General features: G+C 54.5%; 22 protein-coding genes. 7 read left to right on the forward strand and 15 right to left on the reverse strand.

Going from position 1 to position 26,144, the window contains the following annotated elements:
- Nucleotides 1–2: 2 nt before the first annotated feature.
- The 3 genes from DTL42_RS03250 to DTL42_RS03260 all read right to left on the reverse strand — a co-directional run bounded on the left by DTL42_RS03250 (nucleotide 3) and on the right by DTL42_RS03260 (nucleotide 2,121).
- Nucleotides 3–479, reverse strand: a complete 477-nt coding sequence (locus DTL42_RS03250) for a hypothetical protein (protein WP_147274142.1) — start codon at nucleotides 477–479, stop codon at nucleotides 3–5.
- Nucleotides 480–624: 145 nt separating this feature from the next.
- On the reverse strand, nucleotides 625–1,323 hold the full coding sequence (locus tag DTL42_RS03255) for a hypothetical protein (protein WP_147274143.1): 699 nt from the start codon (nucleotides 1,321–1,323) through the stop codon (nucleotides 625–627).
- 63 nt (nucleotides 1,324–1,386) lie between these two features.
- On the reverse strand, nucleotides 1,387–2,121 hold the full coding sequence (locus tag DTL42_RS03260) for a class I SAM-dependent methyltransferase (RefSeq protein WP_114367249.1): 735 nt from the start codon (nucleotides 2,119–2,121) through the stop codon (nucleotides 1,387–1,389).
- Between the two features lie 387 nt (nucleotides 2,122–2,508).
- Here DTL42_RS03260 and DTL42_RS03265 point away from each other — a divergent pair, with 387 nt between their 5' ends.
- Nucleotides 2,509–4,002 (forward strand): sodium:solute symporter family protein, encoded by a 1,494-nt coding sequence (locus DTL42_RS03265; RefSeq protein ID WP_234824055.1) that lies wholly within the window; start codon nucleotides 2,509–2,511, stop codon nucleotides 4,000–4,002.
- Here DTL42_RS03265 and DTL42_RS03270 read toward each other — a convergent pair.
- From DTL42_RS03270 to rpsD, 8 genes are all read right to left on the reverse strand, one after another.
- Nucleotides 3,999–4,760: a rhamnogalacturonan acetylesterase gene (locus tag DTL42_RS03270; protein ID WP_114367250.1), complete on the reverse strand. Its 762-nt coding sequence runs from the start codon at nucleotides 4,758–4,760 to the stop codon at nucleotides 3,999–4,001. The two genes, DTL42_RS03265 and DTL42_RS03270, sit on opposite strands and share 4 nt — an antisense overlap.
- 482 nt (nucleotides 4,761–5,242) lie before the next feature.
- Nucleotides 5,243–5,833, reverse strand: coding sequence for a DUF6655 family protein (locus DTL42_RS03275; protein ID WP_147274144.1), 591 nt, complete (start codon nucleotides 5,831–5,833; stop codon nucleotides 5,243–5,245).
- Between the two features lie 295 nt (nucleotides 5,834–6,128).
- Nucleotides 6,129–6,650: a disulfide bond formation protein B gene (locus DTL42_RS03280; RefSeq protein WP_114367252.1), complete on the reverse strand. Its 522-nt coding sequence runs from the start codon at nucleotides 6,648–6,650 to the stop codon at nucleotides 6,129–6,131.
- Nucleotides 6,650–6,847, reverse strand: coding sequence for a DUF5993 family protein (locus tag DTL42_RS03285; RefSeq protein WP_114367253.1), 198 nt, complete (start codon nucleotides 6,845–6,847; stop codon nucleotides 6,650–6,652). The genes DTL42_RS03280 and DTL42_RS03285 overlap by 1 nt, the downstream gene beginning before the upstream one ends.
- A gap of 232 nt (nucleotides 6,848–7,079) precedes the next feature.
- Entirely contained in the window at nucleotides 7,080–8,459 is a 1,380-nt protein-coding gene (locus tag DTL42_RS03290) for a 2-oxo acid dehydrogenase subunit E2 (protein ID WP_114367254.1), read from the reverse strand.
- A gap of 94 nt (nucleotides 8,460–8,553) precedes the next feature.
- Nucleotides 8,554–11,256, reverse strand: coding sequence for a pyruvate dehydrogenase (acetyl-transferring), homodimeric type (gene aceE / locus DTL42_RS03295; protein ID WP_425305512.1), 2,703 nt, complete (start codon nucleotides 11,254–11,256; stop codon nucleotides 8,554–8,556).
- A 287-nt stretch (nucleotides 11,257–11,543) separates the two neighbouring features.
- Nucleotides 11,544–12,974, reverse strand: coding sequence for a dihydrolipoyl dehydrogenase (gene lpdA / locus DTL42_RS03300; RefSeq protein WP_114367256.1), 1,431 nt, complete (start codon nucleotides 12,972–12,974; stop codon nucleotides 11,544–11,546).
- A gap of 199 nt (nucleotides 12,975–13,173) precedes the next feature.
- A complete protein-coding gene (gene rpsD, locus DTL42_RS03305) occupies nucleotides 13,174–13,782 on the reverse strand; it encodes a 30S ribosomal protein S4 (RefSeq protein ID WP_114367257.1) in 609 nt (202 codons plus the stop codon).
- Between the two features lie 597 nt (nucleotides 13,783–14,379).
- Here rpsD and DTL42_RS03310 point away from each other — a divergent pair.
- Entirely contained in the window at nucleotides 14,380–15,681 is a 1,302-nt protein-coding gene (locus DTL42_RS03310) for a Gfo/Idh/MocA family protein (protein WP_114367258.1), read from the forward strand.
- Between the two features lie 117 nt (nucleotides 15,682–15,798).
- On the opposite strand, the gene DTL42_RS03315 is transcribed toward DTL42_RS03310, so the two are convergent.
- The gene (locus tag DTL42_RS03315) at nucleotides 15,799–16,200 is read right to left on the reverse strand and encodes a VOC family protein (protein ID WP_114367259.1); all 402 of its coding nucleotides are present in this window, start codon (nucleotides 16,198–16,200) and stop codon (nucleotides 15,799–15,801) included.
- Nucleotides 16,201–16,472: 272 nt separating this feature from the next.
- On the opposite strand from DTL42_RS03315, the gene tdh reads away from it, so the two are divergent.
- The 5 genes from tdh to DTL42_RS03340 all read left to right on the forward strand — a co-directional run bounded on the left by tdh (nucleotide 16,473) and on the right by DTL42_RS03340 (nucleotide 23,557).
- A complete protein-coding gene (gene tdh / locus DTL42_RS03320; RefSeq protein ID WP_114367260.1) occupies nucleotides 16,473–17,501 on the forward strand; it encodes an L-threonine 3-dehydrogenase in 1,029 nt (342 codons plus the stop codon).
- A 125-nt stretch (nucleotides 17,502–17,626) separates the two neighbouring features.
- The gene (locus DTL42_RS03325) at nucleotides 17,627–18,814 is read left to right on the forward strand and encodes a glycine C-acetyltransferase (RefSeq protein ID WP_114367261.1); all 1,188 of its coding nucleotides are present in this window, start codon (nucleotides 17,627–17,629) and stop codon (nucleotides 18,812–18,814) included.
- Nucleotides 18,815–19,037: 223 nt separating this feature from the next.
- Nucleotides 19,038–20,345 carry a homoserine dehydrogenase gene (locus DTL42_RS03330; RefSeq protein ID WP_114367262.1) on the forward strand — a complete coding sequence of 436 codons (1,308 nt, stop codon included), beginning with the start codon at nucleotides 19,038–19,040 and terminating at the stop codon, nucleotides 20,343–20,345.
- A gap of 155 nt (nucleotides 20,346–20,500) precedes the next feature.
- A complete protein-coding gene (locus DTL42_RS03335) occupies nucleotides 20,501–21,703 on the forward strand; it encodes a cofactor-independent phosphoglycerate mutase (protein ID WP_114367263.1) in 1,203 nt (400 codons plus the stop codon).
- Nucleotides 21,704–21,775: 72 nt separating this feature from the next.
- A complete protein-coding gene (locus tag DTL42_RS03340) occupies nucleotides 21,776–23,557 on the forward strand; it encodes an aspartate kinase (RefSeq protein ID WP_114367264.1) in 1,782 nt (593 codons plus the stop codon).
- A 112-nt stretch (nucleotides 23,558–23,669) separates the two neighbouring features.
- Here the strand turns inward: DTL42_RS03340 and DTL42_RS03345 are convergent, their stop codons facing one another.
- The 3 genes from DTL42_RS03345 to DTL42_RS03355 form a co-directional block, all read right to left on the reverse strand.
- Nucleotides 23,670–24,107 carry a hypothetical protein gene (locus DTL42_RS03345; RefSeq protein WP_114367265.1) on the reverse strand — a complete coding sequence of 146 codons (438 nt, stop codon included), beginning with the start codon at nucleotides 24,105–24,107 and terminating at the stop codon, nucleotides 23,670–23,672.
- Between the two features lie 162 nt (nucleotides 24,108–24,269).
- Nucleotides 24,270–25,199 carry a DUF1559 domain-containing protein gene (locus DTL42_RS03350; RefSeq protein WP_114367266.1) on the reverse strand — a complete coding sequence of 310 codons (930 nt, stop codon included), beginning with the start codon at nucleotides 25,197–25,199 and terminating at the stop codon, nucleotides 24,270–24,272.
- A gap of 457 nt (nucleotides 25,200–25,656) precedes the next feature.
- Nucleotides 25,657–26,058 (reverse strand): bifunctional nuclease family protein, encoded by a 402-nt coding sequence (locus DTL42_RS03355; RefSeq protein ID WP_114367983.1) that lies wholly within the window; start codon nucleotides 26,056–26,058, stop codon nucleotides 25,657–25,659.
- Nucleotides 26,059–26,144: the final 86 nt, after the last annotated feature.

The raw sequence follows: 26,144 nt of genomic DNA on the forward strand, positions 1-26,144 counted from the left end.
TGTCACGACTCGTTGGTGACGGGCCTTTTTGCTTTAGGGTGCCCAGCCCAAGCCCCCAGCAGACTGGCCGCCGGTACGATCAGCAAGATAACCACCTTGAACCAGAACGGGTAAGGTAACATCGACACGTTGAAAGCAACCGCGATTAACAGCAGCGTGCCTATGATGCTTGACGCAATCCAATTGCCGATCCACTGGGCAAGTCCCGTGCCGACCAGCGCAATCGCGCCCCACATTGGCACCACTGCGGCCAATACCCAGGCAGGATAGCTGGCCACATGCTCGCACATTTCTTCTTGGTTGTGCATATCCATTCCTTCAGGAAACGGATGCACCACCGCGCTGAAACCTTCGACGGCAATCACTAAGACAAATACCACGACCATGCTAACAACGATGGCGGCAATTGTGCGAAGGACGGTTGTCATGTAGAAAGCCCAGAACTCAGGCAAACAACGGGCACTCCAAAGTACCGTCATCCTAAACTGCGTTCTCACCAAAATTCAATAAGTCACTGAGTTCGGAGGGATAACTCGTGGCAGATTTCAGCGGGAATTCAGCTTCCCCTATTTTGAAATGATCAAACGCCGATTGCCCCAGGCTAAGTGAACTCGTGCCCAGTGCTTAATAATTATTACGGAGTGTCTTCTGACCTGTTGCCCATAGGTAAAGCGATCGAACGTGCTTTCGCTTGGGACGAAAAGCAGGGGCAGCGAGCAAACGAGCGACCTCTTTTTTAACCGGTTCACCGGGACAATGGGGTAGGTTTTCAGCAGCAATTAGTGGCTCAACGATGTGCAAGCCCAATGCCTGAGCTTGCTCGTCTTCTGCCAGTAAGAGCGAAAGCAACTGCTCTTCGCTAGGATGGCAGCCAGCAACATGAAAAGCAACGTCTTTTGGCCAAAGCTTCCCCTCGTAAAACGCTTGCAGAAAATCAGGGACGATATCTGCCGTGTGGAATAACGCCAAGCCACTTGCCGCTCCCTGCCTTACTAAGATGTGAGGATGTTCGAGCATGAGGCTGCGCAAATCGTGATAAGCATCTTGTCCACGAATCAAGAACATCGCCTCGCCAGCGTACTTCTCGGATGCGTGACGAAAGTTCCCTTGCAGAATTTCTTTGGCCGTATCGTATCCCGCTGCATGTCGTAGAAGCCCGAGTAGGTAGGCGGCCTCGGCGGCCGTCACTTGGCCGGCACGATACGCCTGACAAAGCCAGCGGGTCGCCTCGAAATCTGGTGCAAACTCGCTTAGTTGGCAAGCGATTTCCTGAAAGCGATTTGGGTTGGCAACGGCCTGTTGAACGATTTCAATTGGGGTCATGGGCGAAAACATCGCTTCCCGCTGAGCATGGTGCCAGATAACATTACGCCCGCCAATGGACAGCTAAGCACGGGCCGTCAAGACATGCAGCCAGACTTGGCTTTCGTCGGTTAGTGGGCCAAAGTGGTAGTCGCCGTATTCCTGCGTGAGCACCAGTCCGGCCGCTTCATAAATGGCCAGCAATTCGTTTCGCGTAAGCAGGGCAACTTCATAGACGTCGTGAATCGTTTCACTTTCTCCTGTATACGTCACCGAGCAAACCGAAGATTGCCGGGGCAAATCGCGTACACAATCGATCGTGACGTCCCATTGTCCGAGTTGATCGTCCCAAATGCGGGAAGCATGTTGCTTGTTGCGGAGGCCCCAATCAGCGAAGTCGTGCGCATAACATGCCACAATCACCTGACCACCGGGGGCTAGGCAGGTGCGAGCTTTTCGGAGTGCCGCGATGCGGGTCGATACCCCGAGAAATTCAGCCAGGACGTTAAACCCGAACAAGACGGCATCGACCGGAGGAAAGTCCTCGTAGCTGAGGAAGTCCCCTTGAATCAAGTTGACGTTGGCGTGCTCATTCCCTAAACGCTGACGTGCCACATCGATCTTATCTTGATCGAGATCGATCCCCAGCCACTGCTTTTCAGGTAGCTGCCGCGTCAAGTATCCAAGAATGCGTCCGGTGCCGCATCCCACTTCTAACACCGTGGCGGCCTGACTGATCAAAGTGACAAAGGGGGGCAAGTCCTCAACAATATAGCGAGTTCGCAGGTCGTACAACTGAGCGCGTCGGACAGATTCCATGGAGTTCTTTTCTTCGGTTGACCAGGGATCTTGGGTTCAGGAACAGCAGATTTACGATAGCCAGCGAATGAAACATTCTGGTAGGCAAACACGATGCCTAGCGACTCAGGAGCGTTTTCGATTTTAGCTCGAACGACCGCCTTCTCCAACATATCGTGGCGAATATCAATCAAACTACTTCCCATCTGACTGGGGCGTCGAAACCGATTTCCCCTGACATACTTGATCTCTAGGCATCGTGGGGACGACGAGATTAAGATACACGCTTCGTGAGCCAGTCAGGGATGCACTGCCCTAAACGAGCGATATGCGCCAGGCTGGGCCGTTGATAACTGGCTCGAATCGACACAATTGTGGAATCTTGCTTCACTCTCTTAAAAGACGCCTATGAACCTGGAAATCGATCCGTCACTTCAATGGCTGCTGGCGACGACGATGGTTCTCTATGTCATTGGCATGTACCTGATTGGTTACTATGCCCAGCGCAAAATTCACGGCACAGAAGACTTTCTGGTGGCCGGGAGGAAGCTTCCATTTTCACTGGCATGGATGACCCTGCTGGCCACCTGGTTTGGGGCGGGCACCTTACTGGCCGCCGCCGACGAGGTTCGTCGTGAAGGCTTGCAAGCCGCCGCGCTCGACCCCTTTGGAGCGGGCGTTTGCCTCTTGCTTGCCGGACTGTTCTTTGCTGGTCCGTTATGGAGAATGGAACTGCTGACCGTCCCCGATTTCTTTCGCAGAAAATTTGGTGTGGCAGCCGAACTGATTGCTTCCTGCATTATGGTGCCAAGTTATTTCGGCTGGGTCGCGGCTCAGTTTGTGGCGTTGGCTGGCGTGCTTCAGCTTTTCTTTGGGATCGATCCGATGTTCGGCCTTGCCTTGGTTGCGATCATTGGGACCGGATACACGTTAATGGGCGGAATGTGGTCGGTCACGCTGACCGATGCTGTCCAAATTTCGTTAGTCCTGGTGGGGCTTGTTGTGTTAGCCGTGGTCGCACTTGGTGAGTTGGGGGCTGGCAGCGTGTGGAACGGCTTGGTCCGGGTAGGACAGGAAACGGAACCTGAGATGCTAAGGCCGTTTCCTACCGAGAACATTGCTGCGATGCTAGGTTGGCTGGGTGTTTTCCTGACAGGTGCTCTGGGTAATCTGCCTGGGCAAGATTTGATGCAACGGGTATTTGCCGCTAAGAGTGCCTCGACCGCGCGCTGGGCTTGCCTTGTTGCTGGGCTGTTTTATCTCTCGTTTGGTTTGCTGCCGCTGCTGTTGGCTTTGGTGGGCAATTTGCTTTTTCCGGACGATGTCACCTCCGAAATCTTACCGGCATTGGCCCACGCCTTTTTACATCCGGTGGTAGCCGTTGTGTTTGTGGTGGCCATGCTTTCAGCAGTGCTTTCGACAATCGACAGCGCGATCTTGTCTCCGGCAAGCGTATTGGCCGAGAACGTACTATCGAAATTCTTAGGCCAAGATTCGCTCTCGCTGAACCGTTACTCGGTTCTCGCGGTGGCGCTATGTAGTTTGGGCCTGGCTTACCTCGGCGAGAATGCTTATGAACTGCTGGAAACAGCCTACGTGTTGACCTTGGTCGGGCTATTCGTTCCGCTGACGATTGGCCTCTACAGCCAACCACAAAGTGGCCGCCCTGCCCTGGCCAGTATGGGAATCGGAGTAGGCGTGTGGGGACTTCACTTCGTGCTCGGTTGCGAAACCTTCTTGCCGGGGGTGCCGCTGATTGGTACTTGGCAACTTCCCCTTTCGCTGGCGGCGACCGGCTGCTCGCTTGTTGGCTATTTCCTGCTGGAACCTCCTTGGAAAATCCAATGGGGCTCTCCCGCTAAGATCGCGATCACCGGCGAAAAAAACTGCTCGCCCGATTAGTTTGCGGGCTTCTTCCACAACGGCTGCAACTCGGGTGCTACTTCGTGCAGAGGTTCGAGAACTAACCCAGCCATAGCGCGGGCTCCCTCTTCATTAAAGTGCGTGCGATCCCCTTGCTTGGGCGACATCTTGGCACTCGCTTCTGGGCCAATCTGTTCGGCAAGTTCTTTGCTGGCCGAGTAAAGATCGATGACCGACACCTTTTTTTGCTTGGCGACGTTTCGCATCGCTTGAGCATAGGCTTCGAGCCGCTTGTTTCTGTCCGTTTGCGTTTCAGAGATCTTGCCGTCGGCATCGAACTTGCGGCGAACCATGGGGGTTACCAAAATGGGATCGGCGCCGATCATCCTGGCTTCGTCAACATATCGCCTGAGGTACTCTTGGTAATCAGTCTGCGAGTCGGTCGATTCCGGTCGGTCGGCATCGTGCGAATCGTTATGGCCAAACTGAATCAGCACGTAGTTGGGATTCTGGGCTAGGGCCTTTTTCCAGCGTCCTTCCTCAATGAAGGTCTTGGTACTGCGACCTGACTTGGCCAAGTTTGAAACCTTGACGGTCCCCTCTTCGAATGCCTCTTCAATAAACTGCCCCCAACCACGATCAGGCCGATTGGCAGGGTACTCGCAGACGGTCGAATCGCCAACGATAACCAAGCGTACCGGTACCTCTGGCTGAGCTTCCGGCGCAGAGTCTTCGGCCAATACAAACGCGGGACACATGCCCAGAACAAGAGCAAGAATAGGGTGAAGCTTTTTCATCGGGCTGCTCCTTGAGAAATCTATGCGAACAATTCTAGCTGGGCACCGCTCTAGTTCCGTACTAGCAAACAATGGGTACCGAGGCCAAAAAATCAAGCCGCAAATTTCGATCTGACCAGCACGAATTTCATGACGACCACTCGGCTTGCCGGTTCCCTAGGTCGCGTCGTCGCCATAACTAGTTTACCGTTCGAACATTAAAACAACTGCCGATAAGACAGAATCCATTGCGTTTCCGAGGCCAAACCAGATTGTTCAGGCGACTAGCCGTATGGACAGATCATGTGAATAGGATCTGGTGAACTTTCGTCTGTGCACGCAATCGAAGGCTCCCCCGGTGTTTTCCCCTCAAATTCAGGGGGCTATCTGGTTCGCCGCTCGCGAAGAGACCAGAGTGATCAAAGCGGCTTGAAATCGTGGCGTTTTGCATCACCATTTTCGAAAGAGAGAAAACGCTCAGAATCCCAACGAGTCATCGCGTCTTACCTGCCTACGCGTGTGCCGGAATGCTGGATAGTGCCGGTGTAGCGGGGACCGGTGCCGAGAACTTTACGGATATCTTGATACGAATCAGCTCGCATTATACCGGAATGCCAGATGACGGCTCCTGTTTTCTTTTCGCGGGCGAATAACGACAGTTTCGCCACGCCGTACTGGACATTGTCGACGCATAAGTAAATGTCTGGCAGTTGATTGACATCGGTAATACCAAGCGTATCGCGCCGCGAATCAGTTCCGTAGGCGGCCAAACCGGCTTCAACAATCACCTCGGCTTCGTCCCGCGTCTCTGCCAGAAGGACACCGAAAGAGCCCATCTGCTCGCGAATACGATAAGGGAGGTAGCCCGTATTCGCGTTTCCTAGGCCTGTGGTGTCGAGAAAACATAAGCGATTGGCCAGTGGGCTGAAATCGAACGAACAAATTACCGCGTCGGCGGAAGAGTTCATGAGCAACTGTTGCGTGCCAGACTCGGCGGAATCGGTCACATGGACCGTCGACTTGCAACCACCCAGGAAAAGCGAGGCAGCCCCCAACGTCAAGCAAACCCAAGGAAGCATCCCGTTCCTCTTCATGCGGCCTCTCCTTTAACCACCAGTCCGTTACTTTGGTTTCCAGTTCTGTACAGCCAAAGCGATCAGAAGACTGTCAGACGCGACTTGGTTGGGGTAACTCCTAACCAGGCAAAGCGGCAAGACGCTCACATCCCCGCTATTTGATTCGACAGATCGTGGCTGGATTATCCAAGAGAGCCGGCACCGACGGCAAAGTTTACGTAACGAACACGTGAGGATTACTCGGTTAGAACCACCAAATCAGACGTGTCACGAGCATGAAACACTTCTTGCTAAAAGAATCTCAGCCTTGCCGTTAATGGCAAGGGCCGAAACTGCACAGCGCAAAAGTCGATACGACGTTAGCAAAGCATACAAGCGCGGCAAGATGGAACACAATTTGTTCGAACATGCTTTGCTTTCGGGTGCTCTCTGGGGGCTTCTCGTTGACCAGCGTGAGCAGTATCGACGAACCGAGAATGCTGGCCGCAAAGACAAGGACGCCCCACGAGTAGAGGTGCATGCCGAAAAAAGCATCGCCGTAGCCTGAGGGTTCCCCAGCAACAGGACAGATATGAAGAAGCACCTGTCGAATAGAGAACATAGCCCCAACCAACGCCGCCAAGTTAACCGCAGCGAAATGAAGGCGATGAAATCCAAACTGCGTGTTCATTGCTAGCCCCAAGATCACGCCGATCATTCCCATCCGCTGGAGCAAACAAAGCGGGCAAGGATCTTCATGAAGCCCAAACTGGAAGTAGAAAGCCCCCAGCAAAACCGAAACCACCACGAGCATACAGGCGGAATTGATATCGTAAAGCCGCTGATCATTAGCCATCAGAAGTTCAGCTCTAATGCAGAGTCCAGGTGATAAGCAAACATGGCCAGACTAGCTAGTGTGCTAACCAAGAACGCGGCATAGGCAGCTTTTCTCTGACGGTAGTACGCCAAGCCAAAGCACACCAAATAGAGCAGAAAGATCATCGCCATTGGAAAGTTGGCCAGACGTATCGAGAGAATTGAAAAAAAAGCCATCCACGGCCATCCCAACCTGGGACCATCCTACCCCCTTCGAAGATGCCGTCAACCGAAAAAAAACGATAGAATGCAAAACAGAAACTATCGCGTGAGTCATTACCTCAAACGTGGAAGAAGGTATCGATCAGACTTGGCATTTCTCCGTTATAGGGCATAAAAAAAGCCCCTCGCATCTTCAAGACACGAGGGGCTTTTCACTGTTTCATGAAAAGTAGGTTTGCTACTTTACCTACGGGGCCATCAGCAGCTTGCTGGGGTTTTCCAGCAGACCTTTGACTTCGTTGAGGAAGCGACCGGCGGTGGCTCCGTCGACCAGGCGGTGGTCGTAGGATAGGCTCAGCGGCATCATCAAGCGGGCCACGATTTGGTCTTTGACGACAACCGGCATCTTACGCGAGCGGCCAACTAACAGGATCGCGACTTCCGGGACGTTAATGATGGGTGTGGAATACGTTCCCCCAATCGCGCCCAGGTTACTGATCGTGAAGGTGCCCCCTTGTAGGGTCGACATCTCGAACGTGTTGCCGCGAATGTCGGCAGCCGTTTGCTGGAGGCTGCGAGCAATGTCTGGAATCGACATGCGGTCGGTGTTCTTCATGTTCGGAACGAGCAGGCCACGATCGGAATCGACAGCGATGCCGACGTTCACGTAATCTTTGTAGATGACCTGTTCCTGCTCCATGTCGATCGAAGCGTTCAGTTCCGGGTGCTCTCGCAGAGCCACTGCCACGGCTTTGATCAAAAATGGCATCGTGGTCAACTTGACGCCAGCTTCAGCATAGTCGTCTTTCGACTGTTGACGCAGTTCTTCCAGGGCAGTGATGTCCGCATCGTCGAAGTTGGTAACCCGTGGGGCAGTCGTCCAGCTCTTGGTCATCTGAGCGGCGGTCACCTTGCGGATCTTCTTCATCTTCTCGATGCGAACCGGACCGAACTTATCGGTATGGGCTTCGCCGGTCAGCGAAGGCAGAGTACCGGCTGCCGCTGGGGAAGCAGATTCACCCTTGCCAGCGGACGAAGTGCCTTGGTTCAGGTCGCGCACGGTCCGCAACACGTCTTCACGTTCAATGCGACCATTTGGCCCACTTCCCTGCACGATTCGCAGATCAACACCAACTTCGCGGGCGAAGCGGCGAACGGCTGGACCAGCCGGAACACTCTCGTCGGCAGACGAAGTATCGGCAACTGGGGCCGGCGCCGGAGTCGGCGGAGCAATGTTCACAGGGGCCGGTTTCGGAGGTGCTGGTTTGGCCGGAGCAGGTTTAGGTGCTTCCGGTGCCGGGGCTGGCTCAGCGGCCTTGGGTTCTTCAGCGGGAGGTGCTGGCGTTTCCGCAGGCGGAGCTTCAGCAGCCGGGGCAGCGCCACCGGACTCTGCGGCATCCAGCGAAACCAGCGGCGAGTGGACGGCGACCGTATCGCCTGCTTTCACGTGAATCTTGGTGACTTTGCCCCCTTGGGTACTGGGGACATCGACGGTGGCCTTGTCGGTTTCGATTTCGATCAGGGTTTGTCCCTTCTCGATCGTATCGCCTACCGAGACATGGACAGCCAGCACGTCGCCTGATTCGATTCCATCGCCGAGGTCAGGAAGTTGTACGTCTATCGCCATGATGAATAACCTTGCTAGAGGTGCATATCTTCGTTATCGCCAGGAAAAGCTGCGGCAGCCGTCTTTTTTTGACGGCCGCCCACGCTACCGCAAGTTATGCGAAGTAGGGATTCGGCTTTTCGGCGTCGTAGTTCAAATCTTGAATCGCCTGGGCCACTTCGCTGCGTTCGACCTTGCCGGTACGAGCCAGTTCGTAAAGAGTGGCGATGACGACCGATTCGGCGTCGACCTCGAAGTGGCGACGCAAGGCTTCGCGTGTTTCGCTGCGGCCCATGCCGTCGGTACCCAGAGCCACCATTTGGCCCGGCAAGTACGGACGAATTTGTTCAGCCCAAGCTCGCACATTGTCGGAAGCCGAGATGAAGGGGCCTTCGACTCCGTCCATGACGGTTTCGAGGTACGACTTCTTCGGCTCTTCGGTCGGGTGGAACATGTTCCAACGTTCGACCGACTGCGAATCGCGGCGAAGCTCGGTGTAGCTGGTTACCGCCCACACATCGCTGGCAATGTTGTACTTTTCGGCCAAAATCTGAGCGGCGTCCAACACGCAGCGTGTGATCGTGCCACTGCCCATCAACTGAACCGTAGCACGTGGCTTTTCGACGGCCTGGGCGCTGAGCTTGTAGATACCGCGAACGATCCCTTCCTGGGCACCTTCTGGCATCTCTGGATTGACGTAGTTTTCGTTTCCAACGGTGATGTAGTAGATCGCCGTTTCGCCTTCAGCGTACAGCTTCTTCATCCCGTCGAGGACGATGACAGCCGTTTCGTAGGCGTAACAGACATCGTAGGAACGAACCGTTGGGAAGGCGATCGCATTGAGATGGCTATGACCATCTTGGTGCTGTAGCCCTTCCCCGTTCAGGGTCGTACGGCCGGCGGTTCCACCGATCAGGAAGCCCTTGGCACGCGTATCAGCGGCACACCAAATCAGGTCGCCGATACGCTGGAAACCGAACATGCTGTAGTAAATGAAGAACGGAATCATGTTGATGCCGTGCTGCGAGTAAGCGTTGCCAGCCGCGATAAACGACGACATCGAACCCGCTTCGGTGATCCCTTCTTCTAGGATCTGCCCATCTTTAGCTTCCTTGTAGTACATCAGCTGATCGGAGTCGACCGGCTCGTACAACTGGCCAGAATGGGCATAAATCCCGATCTGCCGGAACATGCCTTCCATACCGAAGGTTCGCGATTCGTCGGGAACGATCGGGACGATCTGCTTGCCGATGTTTTCGTCTTTGCACAGCTTCGTGAGCAGGCGGACGAAGCCCATCGTGGTCGACATTTCTTTACCGCGACTCCCACCAAGGAATTCTTTGTAATCCTCGATCGTAGGAATCTGCGAGGTTGGCACGTTCTTCGGGCGAGAAGGAACCGGACCACCGAGTGCTTCACGACGCTTCTTAAGATAACGCATTTCGGCGCTATCTTCCGGCGGACGGTAGAAAGGTGCTTTGACGACTTCTTCGTCCGAGATCGGAATACTGAAGCGGGTCCGGAACTCACGGAGTTCTTCCTCGTTCAGCTTCTTCTGGTTGTGGGTGACGTTACGGCCTTCGCCAGCTTCGCCTAGCCCATACCCTTTGATCGTCTTGGCGATAACAACGGTCGGCTTGCCCTTGCATTCGGTGGCAGCCTTGTAGGCGGCATACACTTTTTCAGGATCGTGCCCACCACGAACCATCTTTTGGAGACGTTCGTCCGAGTAATTCTTGACGAGTTCCAGCAGTTCTGGGTACTTGCCGAAGAAGTGCTTGCGAATGTATTCGCCACTTTCAACCACGTACTTTTGGTACTGGCCGTCGACCACTTCTTCCATCCGTTTGACGAGCAGGCCCGATTTGTCGGCTTCCAACAACGGGTCCCAGTCGCTACCCCAAACGACCTTGATGACATTCCAGCCGGCACCGCGGAAGACCGCTTCCAGCTCTTGAATGATCTTGCCGTTACCACGCACCGGACCATCCAAACGCTGCAAGTTGCAGTTGATGACCCAGGTCAGGTTGTCGAGCTGTTCGCGCGAGGCCAGGCTGATCGCGCCGAGCGTTTCCGGCTCGTCGCATTCACCGTCCCCAATGAACGCCCACACACGGGTCTTGCTGGTGTCTTTCAAACCGCGGTCATGCAAGTAGCGGTTGAAACGTGCCTGGTAGATCGAGCAGATCGGCCCCAAGCCCATGCTAACCGTCGGGAATTCCCAGAAGTCTGGCATTAGCCAAGGGTGCGGATAGGACGAAAGCCCCATCACCGGCTGCAGCTCTCGGCGGAAGCATTCCAGGTTCTCTTCCGTCAAACGCCCTTCGACGAAAGCCCGCGAGTAAATCCCAGGCGAAGCGTGCCCTTGGAAATAAACCTGGTCTCCTTCGTAACCGCTGCCGCGACCACGCAGGAAGTGATTGAAAGCGACTTCCACCAAGGTAGCACTGGAAGCGAACGTGCTGATATGCCCGCCGAGGCCTTCAAAATTTTTGTTGGCCCGCGTCACCATCGCCATGGCGTTCCAGCGGATGATGCTCTTGATGCGACGTTCGAATTCACGATTGCCGGGATAAGCAGGTTGATCCGACGAGTGAATGGTGTTGATGTACGGCGTGTTGGCCGCAAATGGAATATCGACACCCCGAGCATGTGCTCGATTTTCTAAAGCGGATAAAAGGAACCGAACCCGGTCCTCACCTTTGCCTTCTAACACGTAATCGAGTGAGTCGAGCCACTCTTGAGTCTCTGCCGGGTCAACGTCGGATGCAAACGTCGACGGGTTATTCCGCATGAGATTCTCTTCGGCTGGCATCATTTTGGCGTTCGCCATGCAACTTCCCTTATTTCAGTCCGTTGCTTTACGCCAGGAAAAGACGAATATCTCGACCGCACCTTCATGGCACGGCCATCTCTGGCGAAGCAACCCTCGATAACTTATCTCAAAGATCGAACTCGGATCGTGTCCGAGGTAGGCTTCGAGTTTGAATTCTACCGCGCCGACGGCGTTTGTCAGCGAGAGGGAGGCAAACCCCTCCCGTCTTCTGCAAACGGCAAATTCGGCAGAAGCCTGATTTATAACACAAGTCGTTTGCTAAAGCGAGCTTACGACTTCTTTTTTGGCTTGTAAATTTCCGTAGCCGTCCCGAAAAATACCTCGCCCGCGTTCATCACGGTTTCGCTTAGCGTTGGGTGAGGATGGATCGTCGAGGTCAAATCGAAGACTTCGGCACGCATTTCCAAGGCCAAGACCGCCTCAGAAATCATTTCGCCAGCCCCTGGCCCGACGATACCACAACCAAGCACACGGCTGGTTTCGGGATCGATGATCCACTTGGTCATCCCTTCGGTGCGGCCCAAAGCCTGAGCACGACCGCTGGCAGCCCAAGGATAGATGGCCACTTCCACCTTCTTGCCCATTTGCTTGGCTTCTTCTTCCATCAAGCCAGCCCAAGCAATTTCTGGATCTGTGAAGATCACGGCAGGAATCGCGGCAGGCTCGAAAGAAACCGGATGTCCCAGCATTGCTTCGACGGCGGCGCGGCCTTCGTGCGTTGCCTTGTGGGCCAGCATTGGGTTGCCAGTCACGTCACCAATCGCCGAGATCTTCGGATCGGCCGTTTGCAACTGCTTGTTGACTTCGATGAAGCCACGCTTGTCGACGACAACGCCGGTGTTTTCCAGACCGATTCCCTTGGTATTCGGCCAGCGACCGATCGAAACCAAGACGCGATCGTATTTGAAAGTCCCGAATTTAGCAGGGCCTTCGAAGGCGACTTCCACCTTGCCGTCGCGATCGCCTAACGATCCGACTTTGGTGTTAGTGAAGATCCGTCCCTCGAATAGTTCGTCCAGCTTCTTATGCAGCGGCTTCACCAGATTGCGGTCGGCACCCGGCAGAAGTCCGTCGGTCAATTCGACCACGCTGACCTTGGTACCTAGGTGAGCATAAACCGAGCCCAGTTCCAGCCCGATATAACCACCACCGATCACCAGCATGGTTTCGGGAATGTCTTGCAGTTCGAGAGCACCTGTCGAGTCCATCACGCGGGGCGAATCGATCTGGAAGGCAGGCGGCATCGCAGGGACCGAACCGGTGGCGACAATCGCACGGTCGAACGTCAGCTTGCCCCCTTCTGGGATCGAAGCGTCATCCCCTTCCAACTGCAGCGTGCTCGAGTCAACAAAGCTGGCATTGGCCTTGATGATGGTCACGTTACGTTTCTTGGCAAGCTGACCCAATCCGGTCGTCAGGGATTTGATAACCCCTTCTTTGCGGGCGCGTAGCTTGTCGAGTTCGATTTTCGCTTCGCCAAAAGTAACGCCCCATTCCTTATTCAATTCGTGGACTTCGTCGATAACGCGAGCAACGTGGAGCAGCGCTTTCGAAGGAATACATCCCCGCAGAAGACAAGTACCGCCGAGTCGGGGTTCCTTCTCGATCAGGGTAACTTCCATTCCTTCGTCGGCAGCCAGAAACGCCGCCGCGTAGCCCCCGGGACCACCTCCGATGACCGCCAATTGGGTATGAGCCATGATGTCTCTCTAGCAAACTTTCTAAGGCTTTGATTGGGATTACGCCGTTTGAGATGCCTAAGTGGGGAGACGCGTCTCAAAACAATGCGTAACAGAGGCACATTGAACCAAAAAAAAAGGGACTCCGCGACGGGCCATCGTGCCGGAATCCCTTTGAAGTTACTAATTGGTGAGAATTGCCATAAAATGGCTCGCGAGATTAACGCGACATGAATTCGACCACCATGTTGACGTCGACCGGCAGGCTGATATCTTCCGGACCTGGCACGCTATCAAAAGTTGCCGACAAGGTCTCGGGATCGGCCGAGAGGAACGATGCCGTCTCACCGGAAGCGTCAGCGTGAATGCTGCGATACATGATCTGCAGTTTTTCACGGTTGCGGACGCTAATCACGTCACCAGGACGCAACTGATAAGAAGGCTTGTCCACCTTGTGGCCATTGACCAGGAAGTGACCGTGAACGATCCCCTGGCGAGCCTGGCAGCGGGTCAAAGCCAAACCAGCACGGCGAACCACGTTATCCAAGCGACGTTCGCATAGGGACAATAGGTTTTCACCCGTGTTACCCTTGCTGTGCTTGGCGTGGTCGAAGTAGCGGCGAAGCTGCTTCTCACCAATACCGTAATAGTGCTTGATCTTCTGCTTTTCCATCAACGCAGCACCGTAGTTAGACGGGCGCTTCGGACGGTTGTGCATACCTGGGGGGGAAGGCCGGCGATCGGCAGCGCGCATCGCACCGCGGCTCTCGTAAATGACTGCACCGAGACGACGATTAACTTTGGCCTTCGGACCGGTGTAATGGCCCATGAACGATTAACTCCTACGCTACTTTCCCAGGAATCACCAACTGTTGATCGCAGCGGGAATTTCGATTCCTACATCCACGATTGTTCCCCTGAACGGATACTCGATCAGGGTGGAAACCACACATTGTGCCGAAGCTTGCCACCTTTGACAAGGGGTTAGGGCGTGAAGCGTGAAAATTGCCGTTCTCCACACGAAAAACTTTAGTCAGACCACCCAAAAACAAGGAAAACCGCCCCTTCAAGGTAGATTTTCCGGTTTGTCTTCTATTATTTTGTCTTTTCAAAGTGTGATAAATCGAAATATCGCGTTATTCTAGGCTCTATCAGAAAGCTTGCTCCTCGCCCCTTGGTTTGTTGGGAAGAGCTGTTAGGGAATCTCGCGAAGCGACTTCCATGAATCCCTGCGATTCATAGAGGCCAACGTATTTCGCATTTTTCCCCCACAATCTCTCGCTCAGCCGAAGTCCTACCAGGCATTTCTGAGACAGCTATTGACGCCTATCGTGGTTCATAATCTTGTGCCTAGACATCAATATTTGTTCCCACCCCAATTTTGCTCTTTCCTACTTTCTGCTCCCCTGACAAAGGAACTGCCTCTATGAGCAACCCGAAGATGAATCGTCGCTTTTTCCTAAAAACGTCTGCCACGGCAGCCGCAATCGCAGGCACAGGCTTTCATCGCCTGGCGTCTGCGGCAGAGTCGAAATCCCCTAACGAACTGCTCGACGTGGCCTGCATCGGCGTGCAGAACCGAGCCTCGGCGAACGTGAGTGGCGTGAGCGGCCAGAATATCGTTGCGATGTGCGATATCGACGACAAGTATTTAGACCAAGCGCTCCAGCAATACGCTTCGCAAAAATCAAATCGATACAACGACTTCCGCGTCCTGTTGGATAAAGAAAAATCGCTCGACGCCGTTGTGGTTAGCACGCCAGATCATACCCATGCCCCAGCTTCGATGTGGGCCATGCAGCTTGGCAAGCATTGCTACTGCGAAAAGCCGCTGACCCACACGGTCCATGAAGCCCGCGAAATGACCAAGCTGGCCGCGAAAAAGAAGCTGGCGACTCAGATGGGCACGCAAATTCATGCTGGCAACAACTATCGCCGCGTGGTCGAAGCAGTCCAGTCCGGCGCGGTGGGTGATATCACGAAGGTTGACGTCTGGGTTGGCAAAGGCTGGGGTGGCGGCAAGCTCCCAACCGACAAACCGCCTGTCCCCAAAAACATTCACTGGGATGTCTGGCTCGGCCCAGCTGCCGAACGTCCTTATTCGCCGGTTTACTTGCCAGCCAACTGGCGTCGCTGGTGGGATTTTGGTGGCGGCACCCTGGGTGACATGGGTTGCCATTACATCGATCTCGTTTTCTGGGCTTTGAAATTGAAGTATCCCAGCACGGTCAGTGCTGAAGGTGCCGAGCCCGATCCGTACACGGCTCCTCTTGGCTTGACGGTGAACTACAAGTTCCCCAAAACCGACGTTGCCCCGGCCATTGAAATGACATGGCGCGACGGCACGCACACGCCTTCGGAAGTTGCCGGCATCAAAGTCCCAGGCTCTGGCGTGATGTTCCACGGCACCAAGGGAAAGATGTTCGCCGACTACGGTGGATTCAAGCTCTATCCAGAAAATAAGTTTGCCGACTGGAAAGCCCCTGAGGAAACGATTCCCAACTCGATCGGTCACTACGAAGAGTGGATCAAGGCCTGCAAAGAAGGGACGCCTACCACGTGTAACTTCTCGTACTCTGGCCCGCTGACCGAAACGGTTCTGTTGGGTAACGTTGCTTACCGTAGCGGCGGACCCATTGAATGGGATGCCGAGAACTTGAAAGTCACCAACAACGAAGCGGCCAACCAGTTCATCGAACGCAAGTACCGCGAAGGCTGGCGAATTTAGTTCGTTCGCGAAAACCTTTTCCAAACCATCAACAACAGAGGCCCACGACAATCACACGATTGTCTGGGCCTTTCTTATTTCTTGTGTCGTAGCCTCCGAATTTGGCTCGATCGGTGGCTAGTCGATAAATGGTGGATCGGCAGGATACACGGCGACTTCAATCGAGTGCCCGTCGGGATCTTGAAAGAAGGTTTGGTGAATGTTTCCGGCATTCACCCGCTGAATGAACGGAATGCCGTGCTCGTTGAGAATTTCGACAAGTTGGCTTTCATCTTTCAACGCAAACGCGTAATGATCGCCCCGGGAATTCGGCTGGTCACCTCCGTCAAAAGCATGCTCTGTTTCCAAAATATGAATCTGAATACCGTAACCCACCAGCCAAGCCCCGGGAAAATCGAACGGCGGACGTTCGACCTGGCGAAAACCAAGCACATCGCGATAAAACGCGATGCTGACCTGCGTATCTTTGACGGCGAGAGCTAGATGATTCAAACCTCGAATCGGCAGCGGTCGGGGCATACTTCAATTTTCCTTCGTCAACGTGGCTTCTCGTAAGCATCCAAGAATAGTGCAATGCCGTCACCGGCGAAATGCAGGCCCGGTCTGAATCGTGGTTACAGTTCCGACTGTCACCAAGCAGTTGGTTCGCTAATCGCAATTTTCGGGAACTCTCCCCAACTTTTGTTCCCACGAAAGGCTGGTCAGGCATTCGCGATTTGCCAAGCGACGTTACAATCAAAGCTTGGCAACCAAATGTTCAACTTTGCGCAGAGTTCATCTAGGACTGTTTTATGAAAGCGCTGGTCAAGCGGCACGCGGAAAAAGGGTTGTGGCTGGAAGACGTCCCGGAACCGACCATTGGTATTAACGACGTCCTGATCAAGGTGCTTAAAACGGGCATCTGCGGTACCGATGTCCATATCTATAAATGGGACGCCTGGGCTCAGAAAAGTGTGCCGGTGCCGATGGTCGTCGGGCACGAGTTTGTGGGTGAGATCGTCGAAGTCGGTTCCAACGTCGGTGTGTTCGAGCCAGGCCAGATCGTCAGTGGCGAAGGTCACGTCGTTTGCGGTCACTGCCGTAACTGCATGGCCGGGCGTCGTCATCTGTGTGCCGATACCAAAGGCATCGGCGTTAATCGCCCCGGCGCGTTCGCGGAATATATCTCGGTTCCGATGACCAATGTCTGGCACCACGCCGACGGCATTCCGCTTGATGTCGCGTCTATCTTCGATCCCTTTGGCAATGCGGTTCACACGGCACTTACCTTTCCTGTGCTGGGCGAAGACGTGCTGATCACCGGCGCCGGTCCCATTGGTTGTATGGCCGCCGCCGTCGCCAAACATGCCGGGGCTCGCTTTGTGGTGGTCACCGATGTCAATCCTTGGCGGTTAGAACTTGCCAAGAAGGTGGGTGCGACCCGCGTGGTAGACGTGCGAAACGAAAAATTAGCCGACGTCCAAAAGGAGTTGGGGATGGTCGAAGGATTCGACGTCGGCTTAGAAATGTCTGGCAACGCGGCCGCTTTCCGCGACATGATTTCCAACATGTGCCACGGCGGCAAAATCGCGATGCTGGGCATCCCGCCCGAAGATATTTCGATCGACTGGAACGATGTGATCTTCAACATGCTGACCATTAAAGGAATTTACGGTCGCCAGATGTACGAAACCTGGTATCAAATGACCGTCCTCCTACAAGGTGGACTCGATCTCCAGCCCATCATTACGCATCGCCTTAACTATCGCGAGTTCGAGCAAGGATTCGAGGCGATGTTCTCTGGCCAATCGGGCAAAGTCGTTCTCGATTGGACGGAATAAACGGTCGTTAGTTTAAAGTTTTCAGTAAGAGAAAAGCTTTGGTCTCCTTCCCCTGACATGGGGAGAAAAGGGACCAGCCCGAGGCGAATCGCGATTTTTTGCAGGATAGGATTAGGGAACAAGCCATGTGGAATTCGGAAACCCAAACGCAGTACAGCGGCATCCTGAACGAGATCAAGGACGCCGGGCTCTATAAGAACGAGCGGACGATTCTGTCGCCGCAGAAGTCGAAGATCGACCTGCCGCAGCAGACGGAAGTCCTGAACATGTGCGCCAACAACTACCTGGGGCTTTCGGATCATCCCGAGATCATCGCGGCGGCCAAGGAAGGGCTCGACCGCTGGGGCTATGGCCTTTCCTCGGTCCGCTTCATTTGCGGAACGCAAGCCGCGCACGAGCAGCTTGAAAACGAAATCAGCAAGTTTCTGGGCATGGAAGACACGATTCTCTATTCGTCCTGTTTCGATGCCAACGGTGGGTTGTTTGAAACGATTCTCGGTCCGGAAGATGCCATTCTTTCTGACGAGCTCAACCACGCCAGCATCATCGACGGCGTGCGGCTCTGCAAAGCGAAGCGTTTTCGCTACAAGAACAACGACATGGCCGACCTGGAAGCCAAACTGAAGGAAGCCCAGGACGCCCGCGTACGGCTGATTGCTACCGATGGCGTGTTCAGCATGGACGGCTACATTTGCAACTTGCCTGATCTGTGCGACCTAGCCGACAAATACAACGCCATGGTCATGGTCGATGACTCACACGCCGTTGGCTTCATGGGCAAGACTGGTCGTGGCACGCACGAACACCACGACGTGATCGACCGTATCGATATCATCACCGGCACGCTCGGCAAAGCACTCGGCGGCGCTTCAGGGGGTTATACCAGTGGCCGGAAAGAAATCGTCGACCTCCTGCGGCAACGATCGCGGCCTTACCTGTTCTCGAACACGCTGGCTCCGCCGATTGTCTCAGGTTCGCTCAAGGCCTTGGAACTGATCCAAAGCTCGACTGCCCTTCGCGACAAGCTGGAAACGAACACCAAGTTCTTCCGTGAAGAAATCGCCAAGCTGGGCCTCGATGTCCTGCCCGGTGAACACCCGATTGTGCCTGTCATGTTCTACGACGCCAAGGTTGCGGCCGAATTCTCTGAACGTCTTCTCAAGCGAGGTGTCTATGTGATTGGGTTCTCCTACCCGGTTGTCCCCCAAGACAAAGCCCGCATCCGCACCCAGGTTTCCGCCGGACATTCGATCGAGGAACTGAAGTTCGCCGTCGAGCAGTTTGCCGCCGTGAAGCAAGAACTTGGCCTCTAGCCCGCAGGTCTCCGATTTGGGGTCATTCCAAGTGGACTAGCTACAATGGATATCAGGCCCACCCCGTAGTGGGCCTTTGCCCAAGTGTGCAAAATTGCGTGGAACATGGCCGAACCTCTTCCTGGGTAAAGACTTTAGCCCAGTTGACGGTTCGCCCCGCGGCAACCTAGGATGATCCCTTTGACCACCTGTTTCGTTCATCCATCTACCGTTCTTCGCAACCATGCACAAAACGAAGGTCGCCATTGTCGGCTTGGGAACCGTCGGAGCTGGCGTTGCCAAAATCCTGCTCGATCACGGCGACCGTACTGCTCGTAACGCAGGAACTACCTTATGGTTAGAGAAAGCAGTCGTGCGCGATCTAAATCGCCCGCGCGACTGTGAACTGCCAGAGGGAGTGCTTACCGACGACTTGTCGGAAGTAACAGGCAACCCCGAGATCAAGGTCGTCGCCCAGTTGATCGGGGGTATTGAACCAGCCCGCACGATCATGCTGCAATTGCTGGAAAGTGGCAAAGATATTGTCACGGCGAATAAAGCCCTGATCGCCGAGCATGGTGCCGAGCTTTTCGCACGAGCCCGCGAACTAGGCCGCAGTATCGCTTTCGACGCTGCCGTGGCTGGCGGGATTCCGATTATCACCAACCTCAGCCAATGCCTGACGGCCAACCGGATTAGCTCGCTCAGCGGCATCCTCAACGGAACGTCTAACTTCATTGCGTCGGCAATGGAAGAACAAGAAGCGAGCTACAAATGGGCCGTTAAAGAAGCCCAGCGTCTTGGCTACGCCGAAGCCGACCCGACGATGGACGTCGACGGAACCGATGCCGCCCAAAAGCTGGCCATTCTTGCTCACATCGCCTTCGGTGCCAAAATCGACTGGAAGACGATTCCGCGCGAAGGGATCGACAAACTACAAGCGGTCGACATCCGCTTCGCCAAGGAATTAGGCTATCGCATCAAGCTATTGGCCTCCGCTCAATTAAGCGATGCCGGGCTCGAACTGCACGTTTCGCCATCACTGATTCGCGAAGGACGCCCTCTCGCGGAAGTGCGTGGCCCGTTCAACGCCATCAGTGTCGAAGGCGACCAGGTCGGCCCGCTGTTCTACTACGGCCAAGGTGCCGGGCAGAAACCAACCGCCTCGGCGGTTGTTGCCGACATGATCGACATGGCGGTGGGACGCACCGCGCTGACCTTCCGCACGCTCAAGCTGTTCACCGAAAATCACAGCGACGTCGAAATGTGCTCGCCTGGCGAGATCCAGGGACGGCATTACTTCCGCTTCAGCGTCGAAGATCGTCCTGGCGTGCTGGCCGATATCACCCGTGTGCTCGGTGACCAAGGCATATCGATCGCGTCAGTAATTCAGCACGAACCGGAACATGCCGACGGCGATACCCGCTCGTTCGTTCCGCTGGTGATCATGACCCACTCAGCCACCCAAGGCCAGGCAGGCCGGGCCCTGGAAAAGATCGGCAAAATGGACGCTGTCAAATCAGGGGCCCGCAAGATGCTGGTTCAAGACTAAGCATCCCGCTTAGGGCTCTCCCCAAAGGCTTCCAAGCCTTCGTAGCCAAGCCCTGAACGGTTGACAACAATTCGCCTGCACCGAGTTCACATTCGGTCTCAATCACTAATAAAAGAATACCCCAACGTCGGACGAAATAAGGAGATTCGGGAAATATGAAATACGCGATTGTCATTCCCGACGGCTGTGCCGACGAACCGCAAGATTCGCTCGGAGGCAAAACACCGCTGCAAGCCGCCAACGTGCCGAACATGGACGCGATCGCTAAGACAGGCGTCGTGGGACGAGCCGATAACGTGCCCGCTCATTTGCCCGCCGGAAGCGACGTGGCCAACCTCAGCTTGCTGGGTTACAGCCCGCTAGAATATTTCACCGGTCGCGCGCCGCTAGAAGCAGCCGCCCAAGGGATTCAGCTTGGCCCCGACGACTGGGCGATTCGCTGCAACCTGGTGACGATTGAAGATCAAATCATGAAGAGCTTCACGGCGGGCCAAATCTCGTCGGAAGAAGCCAAAGCCTTGCTCGAAACGGCCCAGGCCGAGCTTGGTGGCGACGGCATCGAATTCCATCCCGGCGTCAGCTACCGCAACTTGCTGGTTTATCGGGGACAGCCTGGCTCTGCCCCCTTCAGCATGGACACCCGCACGACACCGCCACATGATTTGAGCGACAAGTCGGTCGCCGATAGTTATCCACGCGGCCTCGGCAGCGATTGGTTGTCGGACATGATGAGCCGCAGCGTCGAGCTGTTCGCCAATCACCCGGTCAACTTAAAACGAATCCAAGACGGCAAACCGCCGGCTACCAACGTTTGGCTATGGGGCCTCGGTAGGCAGCCCGCTCTCACGCCGTTTAGCCAGTTGTACGGCAAGACGGGCAAGATGATTACGGCGGTCGATCTGCTGCGTGGCCTGGCCGCGTTGATTGGTTGGGATCGCATCGAAGTCCCCGGAGCAACCGGTTACCTCGATACCGACTACGCTGCCAAAGGGCAATATGCGATCGACGCGTTAGATTCTACCGACGTTATTTGCGTGCATGTGGAAGCGACCGATGAGGCTTCGCACGAAGGGGACATCTCGGAAAAGATTAAGGCCCTCGAAGCAATCGACGAAAAAATCGTCGGCCCGCTGCACGAAGCCCTGAAGAAGCAGGGCGAATATCGGATGATCGTTCTTCCCGACCATCCAACATTCTGCCGCACGAAAACGCATAGCCACGGCTTTGTTCCGCTGGCCCTCTGTGGCAGCGATATCAAAGCGGATTCGTTTGAGACATACGACGAATCCAGCGCTGATGCCTCGTCGCTAAGCTTCGACGAAGGCTGGAAGATGATGCCCTACTTCCTCGGCGTTTAATCTTACGCCCCAAGCGATTGCTTGGGGCGACCTCATTGCCTAGTGTCAATTTTTTACGGATTACTTAATCCTATGTCACTGATTGTTCAAAAGTTCGGGGGAACGAGCGTAGCCGATTGCGAGAAGATTGTAGCCGCCGCGCGGAAAGCGATTCGCGCGCAGCGGGAAGGCCATCAAGTGGTGATGGTCGTCAGCGCGATGGGCAAAAACACCGACGTTTTGGTTGATTTGGCCCAGCAAGTTAGCGATAGCCCGCCAGCTCGTGAGATGGACATGCTGCTGTCAACCGGCGAGCAAGTCAGCGTTGCCCTCATGGCGATGGCAATCGATGCCCTCGGTTCGAAGGCTGTCAGCCTCACCGGCGCCCAAATCGGAATTCGTACCGACAGCACCCACACCAAGGCCCGCATCCGTTCGATCGAAACCTCGCGAGTAAAACAACTGCTCGACGCTGGCAACATCGTGATCGCGGCCGGTTTTCAAGGTATCGACGAAAACCTCAACATCACCACACTTGGGCGTGGCGGTAGCGATACGACGGCTGTGGCCCTGGCCGCTGTCTTGGATGCCGACACGTGCGAAATCTACACCGATGTCGACGGAGTCTACACGACCGACCCACGCGTCCTTCCCGAGGCCCGGCGTGTTCCGCAGATCGCTTATGACGAAATGCTCGAGTTGGCCAGCTTGGGCGCCGGCGTGATGCATAGCCGTTCGATCGAATTCGCCAAGAAGTTTGGCGTCCCCATTCATGTCCGCAGCAGCTTTACCGACATCCCCGGTACGCTGATCGTTCAAGACCCTGAATCGCAAACTCGTTCCGTTAGTGGCGCGGCAATCACGAAGAAGGAAGCCCGCATTACGGTGGCCGGTGTTCCGGACGAGCCAGGCATTTCGCTGGAGCTGTTCCGTCGAATCGCAGCGAAAGCGATTTCGGTCGATATGATCGTGCAGAATATCAGTTCCGACGGCAAGGCGAACATTTCGTTCACCGTGCCGCAGGAAGAGTTGAAAGTAACTCTGGATGCTGTGAAGCAGGCCACCGAACTGATTCAGCCTGAGGACGTTACCTACGACGACCACGTCTCGAAAGTTTCGGTCGTTGGCTTGGGTATGGCCAGCATCCACGGTGTGGCCGAAAAGATGTTCCGTGTTCTCTCTGATGAGGGAATCAACATTCAGGCAATCTCGACTTCCGAGATCAAAATCTCGGTGCTTATCAGCCGGTCCGATGCCCAGCGAGCGTTGCAGGCGATTCACAACGGGTTCCAGCTTGATATCACTCCGGAAGACTCGCCGCTGGAAGTGAGCGCCGTACGTGTTCGGGATGTCACCGATCCTGCCGTTGTCGTCCAGCGTTTACGTGAGATGGAAGACCTGGCAATCGACGACATCAAACTCGATCGCAGCCAGTCGCTGTTAGCGGTTCGGCGGGTGCCAGATCACCCAGGTATCGCTGCTCAAATCTTTGAAGCCGTCGCTGCTAAAGGCATTAATATCGACGTCATCATTCAGAACGTGGGTCGCGATGATTGTGCCAACGTGAGCTTTACCTGCCCAGCGATCGACTACGAAAAGGCCTTCGCAGCCTTAGAAGAAGTCGTCAAGGAACTCGGTGCAGGGGAAGTCCAAGGCAATCGCGAAGCGGCCAAGCTTTCCGTCAGTGGTATCGGCCTGCGTAGCCATACCGGCGTTGGCGTGCGAATGTTCAAAGCGTTGAGTGAAGCGGGAATCAACGTCGATTTGATCAGCACTTCGGAAGTTCGAGTGAACGTGATCGTGGACGAACACGAAGGGGAACCTGGCTTGAAGGTTCTTAAAGAAGCGTTCTCAGACGTCCTGACCGACGCTTGAATGCGTCGACGGAAAATGCTTGAGACTTAGCTAACGTCCCCAGCCGGTACCAATAGAAAAGGCCATCTTGCGATGGCCTTTTCTCGTTTCCCCCTTGAACAGAAAACGTTTTTCATCGTTTACGTTTTGTGGTGAGATCGAAATTAGCGGTCTTGGTACCTTCCGTTGGAACATCAAACGTCAACTCCGAGTCAGCCCCGCGATAGCGGGCCGGTACTTTGTCGGTCGTCAGCGCATCGCCCCCCTTCTCTTCCGCGACACTTACTTGAACGCGATGTGTTCCTACCGAGGCACCTTCGCCATCGGTTTCGATCATCTTTAACTCGTAGTGTCCCTGGGCATCGGTACGACCGTAAGAGCCCATACCGCTAACCGTCATCGAATCCTTATCAGTAGCAATCGGTTGAAAGCTGACAGCGGCTCCTTCTAGAGGAGCGCCATCTAAGGTAATTGTTCCGGCGACTGGGGCAACGTTTCCTTGGGATCCACATCCCAGGCCACCTACCGCCAATATTCCCAACAAGCCAACAGCGAAGCCAAACGAGCGCATTTTCTATACTACTCCTCATGAACCAGACGAAAAGATGAGAACATGCCGGCAGACGCTTGGATCGCGAGTCGTTGAGATTGGATCGGCGCAAATTAGCGGCGCTGCCCTCAATCCAATCTCAACTCACGGAGTCACGACTCAATGCGTTTTCCACCTTGGGTGTTACGGCAAAGCCGTTGCCTCGCTGCCAGCAATGGTTGCTCCATTGACCCAAACTTTCATATCAATGGTTAGCGGAATGAGTCTGACGGAACCATCAGCCAGGAGGAAATCTAAACCACCGCCAGCATGAAAACTGCCCCAGCCTCGCTTGCATGAATTCGATCCGCCAGAACCACCAATGGCCACGCATTTGTTGTAATCATTGATCAACGTTCGCGGTTGGTCGTGGGCGTCAGAAGAGTTGTAAGAGGTGTAGCTGTAAGCCCAAAACGTGCCACGACGGGTTTCGGTCTTACTACTCATTTCACCGATGACAAGTGTGTTGGAGGTTCCATCGATGACACTGGCCATATTTTCGGCGCTGAAGCCAAGTGTGCCGGTAGCATGCATCAAACCTTTCCATTGCTGCGGCAAGGAACTCGCTTGGTTGTTGTCCCACCAGCCTGAACCATCGCTACGGCCCCCCATGGCGCGGTACGATCCATGGGCATAAGCCAAACCGCTGCCTGGCCCACTAGCAGGATTTTCTTTCTTGCCCGCAACTGGGTCGGAAGGGCACATGTAGATATCGACGAGCGACTCGCGGACAAATTGATTGGCAGCGTCCTCATTAAACGCGCTGTTGTTGTAGCGATCGGCCAGGTTCCCTTGTTCGATGAAAGGCAAAATCATGATTGCCCAGTTCGACAGGCTTTTCGTACCGCAGCAGTTCCCTTCGGTGATCTTGCCTGGCGGGAACACTTTGAACGTGTCGTGGTAGTTGTGTAATCCCAATCCCATCTGACGAAGATTACTTGTGCATTGCATCCGTCGAGCCGCCTCGCGAGCTTGTTGGACGGCAGGCAAAAGAAGAGCAATCAAGACCCCAATAATGGCGATAACGACGAGCAGCTCCACCAGAGTGAAACCGCGGGTTCTCCCAACAGACATAGATAAGCCCTTTTTTAATATAAAGATGAGAGTTTTCAGGGACCCAGCCAATGTAGGTATATCGTCGTTTTTAGTCAATCTATTTTTTGAACAGATTGTCAACTAAATTGAGAATCGTAGCGAATTCATAGCATAAAAGAGTTGTTTTAGCGACGATTAACTACCACTAAACCACCAATAAAGGAATTTACGGTGATTTGATCCGCGAACAACTAGCAAGCAGCTCTATAAGCCAAAAAGGTGGTTTCGATCTAGCCATAGTATGGCCGATCCGAGAAATTCAAGTGGCTGCAAAGAAATTCGTACAGCTTATTTCGCTTAAATAGCTTCTTTTGCCGTTAGAGACGGATGGTGCCCAAACATGGCAATTGCAGAAGTGGGGGAGGTACCGACAACCACCCACCAAGGGCACAACAATAAATGGCGAAACGCCAGGAGGAAGAGCTCTTAGAAATTATTAGACTTCTGATTCTTCCAGCACGTGTTCTTCCACGTAGATTGGCAAGTGCGGCTGGCTTGTCACCGCCACGGCAATCGCATCGGATGGACGGGCATCGACCGAGATTAATTCGCCATCGATTTTTACGCGCAGGTTGGCGAAGTACGTTCCCTCTTTCAGGTCGTTGATGATGACACTGTCTAATTCTCCGCCCAGGCGTTCAACAATACTTACGATCAGATCGTGCGTCAGTGGGCGAGGCGGTATGAACTCTTTCACGCGACGATGAATGCTGGTCGCCTCGAAGATACCAATCATGATCGGAAATTGGCGGTCTCCGTCAACTTCCTTTAAGTAAATTACCTGCTGGTCGTTGATCTCGCTGATAATGATCCGCGAGAGTTCCATCTGAATCGGCATAGGAGGTTCTGCTTTCCGCAGGGTTTCTCGATAAACGAGGTGACGTCTCGGGTAAGCTGTTTTGGTTGGCTTTGCCAAGTTCGCCC

It is taken from the genome of Bremerella cremea, from assembly GCF_003335505.1.
Classification (GTDB): Bacteria; Planctomycetota; Planctomycetia; order Pirellulales; family Pirellulaceae; genus Bremerella; species Bremerella cremea_A.